At 64.0% G+C, this 12361-nt stretch carries 7 protein-coding genes; 6 read left to right on the plus strand and 1 reads right to left on the minus strand.

Going from position 1 to position 12361, the window contains the following annotated elements; genetic code table 11:
• The first annotated feature begins 26 nt into the window (after positions 1-26).
• Both JYK05_RS06235 and JYK05_RS06240 read left to right on the plus strand, forming a co-directional pair.
• Positions 27-2369: a TonB-dependent receptor gene (locus tag JYK05_RS06235; protein WP_206468107.1), complete on the plus strand. Its 2343-nt coding sequence runs from the start codon at positions 27-29 to the stop codon at positions 2367-2369.
• Between the two features lie 42 nt (positions 2370-2411).
• Positions 2412-3827, plus strand: coding sequence for a PepSY domain-containing protein (locus JYK05_RS06240; protein ID WP_206468108.1), 1416 nt, complete (start codon positions 2412-2414; stop codon positions 3825-3827).
• A 577-nt stretch (positions 3828-4404) separates the two neighbouring features.
• Here JYK05_RS06240 and JYK05_RS06245 read toward each other — a convergent pair.
• Positions 4405-5556 carry a glycerate kinase gene (locus JYK05_RS06245; RefSeq protein ID WP_206468109.1) on the minus strand — a complete coding sequence of 384 codons (1152 nt, stop codon included), beginning with the start codon at positions 5554-5556 and terminating at the stop codon, positions 4405-4407.
• A 440-nt stretch (positions 5557-5996) separates the two neighbouring features.
• Between JYK05_RS06245 and tig the strand changes: the two genes are divergently transcribed.
• The 4 genes from tig to lon all read left to right on the plus strand — a co-directional run bounded on the left by tig (position 5997) and on the right by lon (position 12188).
• A complete protein-coding gene (tig, locus tag JYK05_RS06250) occupies positions 5997-7343 on the plus strand; it encodes a trigger factor (RefSeq protein WP_206468110.1) in 1347 nt (448 codons plus the stop codon).
• A 138-nt stretch (positions 7344-7481) separates the two neighbouring features.
• A complete protein-coding gene (gene clpP / locus JYK05_RS06255; protein ID WP_014191278.1) occupies positions 7482-8135 on the plus strand; it encodes an ATP-dependent Clp endopeptidase proteolytic subunit ClpP in 654 nt (217 codons plus the stop codon).
• Between the two features lie 170 nt (positions 8136-8305).
• A complete protein-coding gene (clpX, locus tag JYK05_RS06260; protein ID WP_106855990.1) occupies positions 8306-9577 on the plus strand; it encodes an ATP-dependent Clp protease ATP-binding subunit ClpX in 1272 nt (423 codons plus the stop codon).
• 187 nt (positions 9578-9764) lie between these two features.
• Positions 9765-12188: an endopeptidase La gene (gene lon, locus JYK05_RS06265; RefSeq protein ID WP_206468111.1), complete on the plus strand. Its 2424-nt coding sequence runs from the start codon at positions 9765-9767 to the stop codon at positions 12186-12188.
• The last annotated feature ends 173 nt before the right edge of the window (positions 12189-12361 follow it).

The following is a 12361-nucleotide window of genomic DNA, read 5'->3' on the forward strand; positions in this document are numbered from 1 at the left end:
CAGCTCATTCAGGAAATTATTTCGCCATGTTCACGCTCCTCCCGCGAGCGCGCCGACGCGCGCGCCGTCGCACCGTCGCGTCCTTGCACGCCGCACTGCCGCTGTCCCTCTTCGCTCATGCCGCATGGCCGGCCACGCCGGCAGCAGCAGCCGCTTCCGATACCGAGACCACGCTCGCGCCGGTAATGGTGAGCGCGCAGTCAGCGTCCCTGAAATCGCCGCTCGATCCGAACCTGCCCGCGAGCGTCGCGACCGTCACGGCGGACGAGTCACAGTACTGGAACGTCGTCACGCCCGAAGACATGCTCAAGTACGCGCCGAACATGGCGGTGCGCAAGCGCTTTATCGGCGACGTGAACGCGCCCATCGCCGTGCGCGGCACGAGCAACGCGCAAACGGCGCGCGGCCTCGTGTATGCGGACGGCCTTCTGCTCAGCAATTTCCTGGGTAACACGTTCACCTTCGCGCCGCGCTGGTCGATGGTCTTCGCCGACGACATCGCGCGCACGGACGTCATCTACGGTCCTTACTCGGCGCTCTATCCGGGCAACTCGATCGGCGCAACCGTCGCGATCACGACGCGCATGCCGACGCAGTTCGAAGCCGACGCGAAAGTGCAGGCCTTCACGCAGCACTTCGATCTCTTCGGCATCAACCGCAGCTTCAACGGCACGAACACGACCGCGACCGTCGGCGACCGCATCGGCAAGCTCTCGTTTCTGATCGGCGTCGATCATCTGGAAAACACCGGGCAGCCGCTGCAGTTCGCGACGCTCGCGCAATCGAAAACGCCCGCCACCGCCGCCGACCGGCCCGTGACCGGCGCGACGTTCTACAACGATCAGAACGGCGCGCGCGCGGCGGTGCTCGGCACGTCGTCCGAAGGCATCGAGCGCACGTTTCAGGACCAGTTGCGCGTGAAGCTCGCCTACGACATCACGAACACGCTGCAAGCCGGCTTCACGCTCGGCTACTGGCATCAGAAATACAACAGCGACACGACGACCTTTCTGCGCGACGCGGCCGGCAACCCGGTGTATAGCGGGCGCGTGAACATCGGCGGGTTCGGATACACGATTCCCGCCGCGACGTTCGCGCCGAGCATGGGATCGAGCGAAAACTTTCTCTACGGCCTCACGCTGCGCACGCACCACGACACCGGCTGGAACGCGGAAGCCATCGCGTCGTACTTCGACATCACGCAGAGCATCGCGCGCACGGCAACTTCTGGGGTGCCGGGCGACGGCCCCGGCACGCTCACGGACGGCTCCGGATCGGGATGGAAGTCGCTCGATTTGCGCACAAGCTGGACGCCGACCGTTCGTTCGGGACTGGCCGCGCATGGGCTGTCGTTCGGCTATCACTACGACAACTACTTTCTGGACAACGTAAGCTCGAACACGGCCGCATGGCGCGATGACGCGGGCATCTCGTTCGCCAACGCGTTCGGCGGGCGCACCCGCACGCAAGCGATCTATGCGCAGGACGCGTGGCGCTTCCTGCCGCGCTGGGCGTTCACTTACGGCCTGCGTTACGAGAACTGGAATGCCTATGACGGCACGCGGGCCGTCGGCGCGACATCGCTCGATTACGCCGATGCAAGCCAGAGCCACTGGTCGCCCAAGGCATCGCTTTCATTCGACGCCACGAACGATCTAACGTTGCGCGCATCCATCGGGCGGGCGTACCGCTTTCCGACTGTCGGCGAGCTGTTTCAAGGGCAAATCAACGGCGTGTCGATCGTCAACAGCAATCCGAACCTGCAGCCCGAGGACGATCTTTCGAAAGAACTGACCGCGGAATGGGCGCACCGCAACGGCATCTATCGCTTCACGCTCTTTCAGGACGACGTAAAGAACACCATTCTGAGTCAGACGAACACGACCGTCATTCCGAACATCACCAACTTCCAGAACATCGACAAGGTGCGTTCGCGCGGCGCCGAAGCGAGCTACGAAGGTCAGGACGTGTGGCTGCGCGGACTCGATCTCGCCGCCAACGTCGCGTACACGCAGTCGAAGATTCTCGCGAACAGCGGCAATCCGGCGTCCGTGGGCAAGTACTTCTATCGCATTCCGCTGTGGCGGGCGAATGCGGTGGCGACCTATCGCGCGAACGCGAAAACCGCCGCGACGCTCGCGGTGCGTTATTCGGGACGCCAGTACAACACGCTTACGAACACGGACATCAATCCGGACACGTATGGCGGCACGAGCACCTACGCCGTCGTCGATGCCAAGTTCTCCTACAAGCCGACCAAGCGCACGGAACTGGGCATCGGCGTCGATAACCTGTTCGATCGCCGCTACTACGTGTTCCACCCGTATGCGGGACGCACGTTCTATGTCGAAGGACGCATCGGCATCTGATCTCCATCCATTCGCATTCGTTCGATTCCAAAAGGACACGTCATGCAAGCACAACCCTTTACGCCCGCTTCGACGCAGGGCGACGCCGTCGCCGAGCGCCGCACGCTGTGGCGCTGGCATTTCTACGCCGGCCTCTTCGTGATGCCGCTTCTCGTCGTGCTCGCCATCACGGGCACGCTGTACTGCTTTCAGCCGCAGATCGAGCCGATGCTGTACCGCGACCGCATGGTTGTCGCCGATACACACGGCCCGCGTCTTTCCACCGATGCGCTGCTCGCCAAAGCCGTCGCCCACGAGCCGCGCGGCGCCGTGCCGACGCTCGCCCAGATCGACACGCGTCGCACGCGCAGCGCCGAATTCGTGTTCCGCCTGCCTTCGGGCGAGAGCGAGAGCGTGTACGTGAATCCGTACGACGGCGCGGTGCTCGGCACGCTCTCCGTCGAGCATCGGCTGATGAAGCAGATCCGCAATCTGCATCGCGGGCTCATGCTCGGCAAGACCGGCGAACTCGCGATGGAACTCGCGGGATGCTGGACGCTCGTGATGATCGGCACGGGCGTCGCGCTATGGTGGCCGTGGGGCGGCGCGGGCCGTCGCGCGGGCGGCGTGTGGCTGCCGCGTCTTACGCTCGAAGGCCGCGCGTGGTGGCGCGATCTGCACGCGGTGGGCGGCGTGTGGCTCGCTATCGGCGCGCTCTTCTTCGTGCTCAGCGGACTGCCGTGGTCCGGATCGTGGGGCAAGCAGTTCAAGGCGCTGGCGACGTCCGCATCGCTCGGCTATCCGAAAGGGGCGTGGGGCGAGGCGCATGTGCATTCGAGCGTGCCCGCCGATCACGCGATGCACGCCATGCCGATGAAAATGGACGATCTCCCGCTGCATCAGACGCCGTGGGCCGTCGGCGCGAGGGACGTGCCGCAGACCGCGAAGGCGTCGGCGGCGGCGAACCGCTCTCTCGACGATGTGATTGCGCTCGCCGCGAAACAGGGCGTGACGAGCGACTACGGGATCGCGCTGCCCACGTCGCCGACGGGCGTCTACACGGTGTCGTATTTTCCCGCCGATCCACGCTCGGAACGCACGCTGCACATCGACCAGTACAGCGGCCGCGTGCTGTCCGACATCTCGTACGGCACCTATGGCGCGGTCGCGCGATTCATCTCGTATGGCACGTCGTTGCACATGGGGCGCTATTTCGGCATTGCCAATCAGATCGTGTGTGCGGCGATCTCGCTCGGGCTGGCCGCGCTGTCCGTGACCGGCGTCGTGATGTGGTTCAAGCGCCGTCGGTCGCGCACGCTCGGGGCGCCGTCGCGGCCTGCGAATCGCCCGCCGATGCGCGTGTGGCGCGCCGGCCTCGCGCTCGTCGGCGCGATTTTCCCGTTGATGGGGCTGACGATGCTCGCCGTCTGGTGTCTCGACCGCCTCGCGTTCGGCTCGCGGGCACGAGCGCAAGGCTGACGCTATTAGGCGACGCCGAAGCTCGAGCGCGCGAGTTGCTCGGCTTCGTTTGGCGTCGCGAATGGCGACATCAAGCGCGAGTCGGGGCGGGGTCAGCGCAAACCAGACGGCGGCCTTTTCTCATGCGCCGCCGAACTTCAAGCGCGTCAGTTGCTCCGCTTCGTTAGCGAGCAGACGCGCGGCGTCGCGAATGGCGACATAAAGCGTGATGGAGCTGTGCGCGGGCGAGAATCAGGGCGCGGTCGTAGGCGCAGATCTAGCGCCGCTCCATTCTCATGCGACGCCGAACTTCAAGCGCGTCAGTTTCTCCGCTTCGTTGGCGAGCAGACGCGCGGCGTCGCGAATGGCGACACCGAGCGTGATCGGGCCGGGCGCGGGCGAGAACCCGGCGCAGTCACAGGCGCAAATCTAGTGCCGCCCCTTTCTGATGCGACGCCGAACATCAAGCGCGTCAGTTGCTCCGCTTCGTTGGCGAGCAGACGCGCGGCGTCGCGAGTGGCGACACCGAGCGTGATCGGGCCGGGCGCGGGCGAGAACCCGGCGCGGTCACAGGCGCAAATCTAGCGCCGCCCCTTTCTCACGCGACGCCGAATTTCAAGCGCGTCAGTTGCTCCGCTTCATTGGCGAGCAGACGCGCGGCGTCGCGAATGGCGACATCGAGCGTGATCGGGCCGGGCGCGGGCGAGAAGCATCCGCTGAAGAATTCCGAGAGGCGCGGCAGCGCGGCCGGATCGATCGCGCCGGAGAGCAACGACGCCGGCACGCCCGACGCCCGCGCATGCTTGCAGGCAATAAAGGGCGCCTTGCCATGCAGGGTCTGCACGTCGGAGCGGCCTTCGCCCGTGATGAGCCAGTTCGCGCCTTCCAGCGCCGCGTCCAGACCGATTTCACGCGCCACGACTTCCGCGCCGGTCTCGAAGCGCGCGCCCAGCATGTGCAGCGCGAAACCGAGACCGCCCGCCGCGCCCGCGCCCGGCTCGTTTCGTTTCACGAGACCCATCGCCGGTTCAAGCCGGTCCGCGAAATGGGCGAGGGCGGCGTCGATGGTGGCGATCTGCTCGGGCGTCACGCCTTTTTGCGGCCCGAAGACGGCGGTCGCGCCGTGCTCGCCGGTGAGCGGATTATCGACATCCGACATGCCGACGAACTCCGCTTCCTTCACGCGCGGATCGAGCCCCGATGCGTCGACACGCGCGATCCTCGCGAGCGACGACGGCACCGGCGCGAGTTCGTTGCCGTCGGCGTCGAAGAGCTTCACGCCGAGGCCGACGAGCAGCCCGGCGCCGCCGTCGTTCGTGCTGCTGCCGCCGAGCGCGACGAAGAACCGGCGCGCGCCGGAGTCGAAGAGCGCGCGGATCGCCTCGCCCATGCCGAGCGTGCTGCGTTCGGTAACGGGCACGGCCATGCCGTCCGGGTCCGTGATGCCGACGACCTCCGCCGTCTCGATCATCGCGCTGCCATCGGCGAGCAGGCCCGTCGCGGCGTCGCGGCGTGCCGCCGCCGCGCCGCGCACGGTGAGCATGCGGCGCTCGCCGCCGGCCGCGAGCATCGCGTCGAGGGTGCCTTCGCCGCCATCGGCCATCGGGCGAATGCGGATTTGCGCGTCGGGCCGCGCCCGCCTGATGCCTTCCGCGATCGCGTTCGCGACGCCTTGCGCGGAGAGCGATCCCTTGAACGAATCGGGCGCGATGACGACAACGGGAGCGGGCGTGGCGGACGTAGTAGGCATGGTGTCTCGAATGTTCTGTTTGAGGCGCGGCGTCGGACAACTGCGCGCAGATTGGGTCAACGACGCGCGGCAAGCTTAGCAGCGCGCTTTGTCCGGCAAAATAGCGCGGCTGCGATAGCGGGAATTGTGCGCGGCCGCGACCGTCCGGAAAACGGGGATTTACGCCGTATCCGCGCCCTAAATCCGCCAAAAACCCCGCGAAACGCTTCATGCGCGTTCGCGCAAGCAGGCCGGCCTGATTTGTTTGCTAAAATGCTGGGCTCTGTTGGCTGACTCGCTCGGCGACGGTCCGGGCGTCTTCGAAACGCGCATGACGTGCGCTTTCGCGAATCGGGCGTCGAAGTGGCGAGCGCCGGCAAGCTCACCGGACCCGCGCCTTTAGAACCGCGGAAGAACCGACCACCGAACGAACACCGAATTACTCTAGGACGATTGAAGCCATGGCTAACGTAGTTGAAAACCTCGGCAAGCTCGAACGCCGCCTGACCATTTCCCTGCCGAAAGACTCGGTGCAGAAGGAAGTGGATTCGCGCATCCGTCAGTTGGCCAAGAACGTGCGCATGCCGGGCTTCCGCCCGGGCAAGGTGCCGCTCAAGATGGTGACGCAGCAGTACGGCGGCCAGGTCGAGGCCGAAGTGCTGAGCGACAAGGTCGGCAAGGAGTTCTTCGATGTCACGCGCGCGGAAAACCTGCGCGTCGCGGGCCAGCCGAGCTTCGCGCCGAAGGCCGAGCCGGCCGCCGACGCGTACTCGTTCGACGCGACCTTCGAGGTCTACCCGGAAGTGAAGCTGGGCGATGTCGCCACCGCTGAAATCGAGCGCACCGTCACCACCATTTCGGAAGCCGAAGTCGACCGCACGCTCGAAATCCTGCGCAAGCAGCGCGTGCACTTCCACCCGCGCGGCGAAGGCGGCGAGCACGGCGACGGCGGCGCGGACACCGCTGCGCAGAACGGCGACCGCGTGACGCTCGACTTCGTCGGCAAGCTGGACGGCGTGGAATTCGAAGGCGGCAGCGCGCAGGACTTCGCGTTCGTGCTCGGCGAAGGCCGCATGCTGCCGGAGTTCGAACAGGCGGCGACCGGCCTGAAGGTCGGCGAAACGCGCGAATTCGACCTGAAGTTCCCCGAGGACTACCACGGCAAGGAAGTGGCGGGCAAGACGGCGCAATTCACGATCACTGTGAAAAAGGTCGAATGGCCCCATATGCCCGCAGTGGACGCGGAATTCGCGAAGTCGCTGGGCATCGAAGACGGCGATCTCACGAAGATGCGCGCCGAGATCAAGGACAATCTGGAACGCGAAGCCAAGCGCCGCACGCAGCAGATCGTGAAGAACCAGGTCATGGACGCGCTCCTGAAGATTTCGGAGCTGGACGTGCCGAAGGCGCTGATCGAGCAGGACCAGCAGCGTCTGGTGGAAATGGCGCGTCAGGACCTGCAGCAGCGCGGCGTGCCGAACGCAGCGGACGCGCCGATTCCGGCGGAAATGTTCGCCGAGCAGGCCGAGCGCCGCGTCAAGTTGGGCCTCGTGCTGGCCGAGCTGGTGAAGGCGAACGACCTGCAGGCGAAGCCCGAACAGATCCGCGCTGAAGTGGACGAATTCGCGAAAAGCTACGAAGACCCGAAGGAAGTCGTCCGCTGGTATTATTCGAACCAGCAGCGCCTCGCCGAAATGGAAGCGTACGTCGTGGAAAGCAACGTCGTCGAATTCGTGCTCGGCAAGGCCAAGGTGACCGACAAGGAAGTTAGCTTCGAGGAACTGGCCAGCGCAACGGCGCAAGCCTGACGCGGAAAGCCAAGGGGCGTGCGGGGTCGTCGGAGGGCGGCCCGCACGCCTTTTTTGCATTAAAGTTGTGCATGCACGTGCCGTTCTTTTGGATGTTCCTTCGTCGATCAGTATCCCTATTCCGAACAAGGAAATTGCATGACCTTTCGCGCTGAATTGCTCGATACGTTGGCGTCCCACGCTCCGCGGGACTTCGAAGCCCAGGCGCTCGGCCTCGTCCCGATGGTCGTGGAAACGAGCGGCCGTGGCGAACGTGCCTATGACATTTATTCCCGGCTCCTGAAGGAGCGCGTGGTGTTCCTCGTCGGCGAGGTCAACGACCAGTCGGCGAATCTCGTCGTCGCCCAGTTGCTGTTCCTGGAAAGCGAGAATCCCGACAAGGACATCAGCCTGTATATCAACAGCCCGGGCGGCTCGGTGTCGGCCGGCATGGCGATCTACGACACCATGCAGTTCGTGAAGCCGGACGTCTCCACGCTGTGCATGGGGCTTGCTGCCAGCATGGGCGCGTTCCTGCTGGCGTCGGGCGCGAAGGGCAAGCGCGTCGCGCTGCCCAACGCCCGCGTGATGATTCACCAGCCGCTCGGCGGCGCGCGCGGCCAGGCGTCGGACATCGAAATTCAGGCGCGGGAAATTCTGTACCTGAAGGAACGTCTAAACCAGTTGCTGTCGCATCACACGGGTCAGCCGGTCGAGCGCATCGCGCGCGACACGGATCGCGACAACTTCATGTCCGGCGACGACGCGCAAGCCTACGGCATCGTCGACCAGGTGCTGCACAAGCGTCCCTGAAGGCGTCCGGAGCGGCGCCGCGCCGGCCCCGGAAACAGGGCTGGGCAATGCGGATGGCGCATGCGGCGCAACGCCAAAACGCCTTTCGTGGCGGGCGCGCGGAGTCGAATCTGCGTGGCCGGATCGAAGGGCGTATCATGTAACAAGAGTGTCCGGAGGCTTACACATTTATGGCGGACAAAAAAGGTTCCAGCAGCGAGAAGCTGCTGTACTGCTCGTTCTGCGGAAAGAGCCAGCATGAGGTGAAGAAGCTCATTGCCGGCCCGTCGGTGTTCATCTGCGATGAATGTATCGACCTGTGCAACGAGATCATTCGCGATGAAGCGGCCGGCGCGGCGGAAGAGGCCGGGCTGACCAAGTCCGACCTGCCGAGCCCGCAGGAAATCAGCGACATCCTGAATCAGTACGTGATCGGCCAGGAACGCGCGAAGAAAATTCTCGCGGTGGCCGTGTACAACCATTACAAGCGGCTCAAGCACCTCGACAAGAAGGACGACATCGAGCTGTCGAAGAGCAACATCCTGCTGATCGGGCCGACCGGCTCCGGCAAGACGCTGCTCGCGCAGACGCTCGCGCGCATGCTGAACGTGCCGTTCGTGATCGCGGACGCCACCACGCTCACCGAAGCGGGTTACGTCGGCGAAGACGTCGAGAACATCATTCAGAAGCTGCTGCAGAACTGCAACTACGAAGTCGACAAGGCGCAGCGCGGCATCGTCTATATCGATGAAATCGACAAGATCAGCCGCAAGTCGGACAACCCGTCCATCACGCGCGACGTGTCGGGCGAGGGCGTGCAGCAGGCGCTGCTGAAGCTTGTCGAAGGAACGATGGCTTCGGTGCCGCCGCAGGGCGGGCGCAAGCACCCGAACCAGGACTTTATCCAGGTCGATACGACGAACATCCTGTTCATCTGCGGCGGCGCGTTCGACGGTCTGGAGAAGGTCATCACGGACCGCACGGAAAAGACCGGCATCGGTTTCGGCGCGAGCGTGAAGAGCAAGCAGGATCGCGACGCCGGCGAAGTGCTGCGCGAAGTGGAACCGGAAGATTTGATCAAGTTCGGCCTGATTCCGGAACTGATCGGCCGTCTGCCCGTCGTGGCGACGCTCGGCAAGCTGGACGAAGCCGCGCTCGTGAAGATTCTCATCGAGCCGAAGAACGCGCTGGTGAAGCAGTATCACAAGCTCTTCGCCATGGAACGCGTGGAACTGGAGATTCGTCCGGCCGCGCTGCAGGCCATCGCGCAAAAGGCGATTCGCCGCAAGACCGGCGCGCGCGGGCTGCGCTCGATTCTGGAACAGGCGTTGCTCGACGTGATGTACGAACTGCCGACGATGAAGGGCGTGTCGAAGGTGATCGTCGATGACAACACCATCGACGGCGACGGCAAACCGTTGCTCATCTATGAAGACGCACCGAAAGTAGCAGGGTCGAACTAAATCGGGCTGTGTGTCGGCGAGAGGCCGTTCATGGCGACGTGAACGGCCTTTGTTTTTATTTTTCGGTTTATCTTGTGGACGTTACTGACGAACTTGGACTACCGACTTTTCCCTTCCGATAAAGGCTTGCAATAGCTCTTAACGGCCTTACTTACGAACGAACCGATTCCATTAATGGGGAAATGAAATGTCAGGAACCCAACTCCTCCCGCAGGAACGCATCACGTTGCCGCTGCTCCCGCTGCGCGACGTAGTCGTGTTCCCGCACATGGTGATTCCGCTCTTCGTTGGGCGGCCCAAGTCGATCAAGGCACTCGAAGCCGCGATGGAAGGCGGCAAGCACATCATGCTCGTCGCCCAGAAAACGGCGGCGAAAGATGAGCCGACCGAAAAAGACATGTACGAAGTGGGATGTGTCGCCAACATCCTGCAAATGCTGAAGCTGCCGGACGGCACCGTGAAAGTGCTCGTCGAAGGCTTGCAGCGGGCAAAGACGCTCTCGATCGAAGAGCAGGAAACCCAGTTCTCCTGCGACGTGATGCCGCTCGAACCGGACCACGCCGACAGCGCCGAGACCGAAGCGCTGCGCCGCGCGATCGTCTCGCAGTTCGATCAGTACGTGAAGCTCAACAAGAAGATTCCGCCGGAGATCCTGACCTCGCTGTCGGGTATCGACGAGGCGGGTCGTCTCGCTGACACCATCGCCGCGCATCTGCCGCTCAAGCTCGACCAGAAGCAGCACATCCTCGAGATGTTCCCGGTCATCGAGCGGCTGGAGCACCTGCTTGCGCAGCTCGAAGCTGAAATCGACATTCTGCAGGTCGAGAAGCGCATCCGTGGGCGCGTGAAGCGTCAGATGGAGAAGAGCCAGCGCGAGTACTACCTGAACGAACAGGTCAAGGCCATCCAGAAGGAACTGGGCGAAGGCGAAGAAGGCGCGGATCTCGAAGAACTCGAGAAGCGCATCGCCGCCGCGCGCATGCCGAAGGAAGCCAAGAAGAAGGCCGACGCCGAGCTCAAGAAGCTGAAGCTGATGTCGCCGATGTCCGCTGAAGCGACCGTCGTGCGTAATTACATCGACACGCTGATCGGCTTGCCGTGGCGCAAGAAGAGCAAGGTCAACAACGACCTCTCGAACGCGGAGCGCGTGCTCGACGAAGACCACTTCGGCCTCGAAAAGGTCAAGGAACGCATTCTCGAATATCTCGCGGTTCAGCAACGCGTCGAGAAGGTGAAAGCGCCGATCCTGTGCCTCGTCGGGCCTCCGGGCGTCGGCAAGACGTCGCTTGGGCAGTCCATCGCCCGCGCGACGAATCGCAAGTTCGTGCGCATGGCGCTCGGCGGCGTGCATGACGAGTCCGAGATTCGTGGCCACCGTCGCACGTACATCGGCTCGATGCCGGGCAAGATTTTGCAAAGCCTGGCGAAGGTCGGCGTGCGCAATCCGCTCTTCCTGCTCGACGAAGTCGACAAGATGGGCATGGATTTCCGCGGCGATCCGGCTTCCGCGCTGCTCGAAGTGCTGGATCCGGAACAGAACCATACGTTCGCGGACCACTACATCGAAGTGGACTTCGACCTGTCGGACGTGATGTTCGTCGCGACGTCGAACTCGCTGAACATTCCGCCGCCGCTGCTCGACCGGATGGAAGTGATTCGCCTCTCGGGTTACACCGAGGACGAGAAGGTCAGCATCGCGCAGCGTTATCTGCTGCCGAAGCAAAAGCGCAACAACGGCCTGAAGGAAGGCGAGATCGAGGTGGCGGAGCAGGCTATCCGCGACATCATTCGCTACTACACGCGTGAAGCGGGCGTGCGTTCGCTCGAGCGCGAAGTGTCGAAAATCTGCCGCAAGGTCGTGAAGATGCTGCTCCTGAAGAAGGCGGATGGCGCGGTGAAGGTGGACGGTTCGAACCTCGACACGTTCCTCGGCGTGCGCAAGTACGACTTCGGTCTGGCCGCGAAGGAAAACCAGATCGGTCAGGTGACGGGTCTCGCGTGGACGGAAGTGGGCGGCGATCTGCTCACGATCGAAGCGGCGGTCATGCCGGGCAAGGGCGGCGTGATCCGCACAGGTTCGCTCGGCGACGTGATGAAGGAATCCGTCGAGGCCGCGCGCTCGGTCGTGCGCTCGCGCTCGCGGCGTCTCGGCATCACGGATGAGTCGTTCGAGAAGAAGGACATCCACATCCACGTGCCCGAAGGCGCGACGCCGAAGGACGGTCCGTCCGCCGGTATCGCGATGACGACGGCGCTCGTGTCCGTGCTGACCGGCATTCCGGTGCGCGCGGACGTGGCGATGACCGGCGAAATCACGCTGCGCGGCGAAGTGCTGCCGATCGGCGGGTTGAAGGAGAAGCTGCTGGCGGCGCATCGCGGCGGCATCAAGCTCGTGTTGATCCCGGAAGAGAACACGAAGGATCTGGCCGACATCCCCGACAACGTGAAGAACGCCATCGAGATCGTGCCGGTTCGCTGGATCGACCGCGTGCTGGAACTGGCGCTGGAACGTCTGCCCGAACCGCTGCCGGAAGAGGAAGCGAAAGCGACCCCGGTGGCAGCGGAAGCGCAGAAAGACCAGCCCGCTACGGGCGACGTCGTGAAACACTGAGCGTCTCAAGGCATCAATCGAAACCCGCGGCTTCGTCCGCGGGTTTTTTTTCGGCTGCCGCTTCTAAGTCGCCCGAGCACGCGTTCCAATCGGGCGCAACCCTCGTTGACACGGCAGTTTCGGCTGCGTTTAATGGCCGCGCATCGGCTCAGGCGCGATGCGGTTCGCGAATG

The sequence above is a fragment of the Caballeronia sp. M1242 genome, assembly GCF_017220215.1.
GTDB lineage: Bacteria > Pseudomonadota > Gammaproteobacteria > Burkholderiales > Burkholderiaceae > Caballeronia.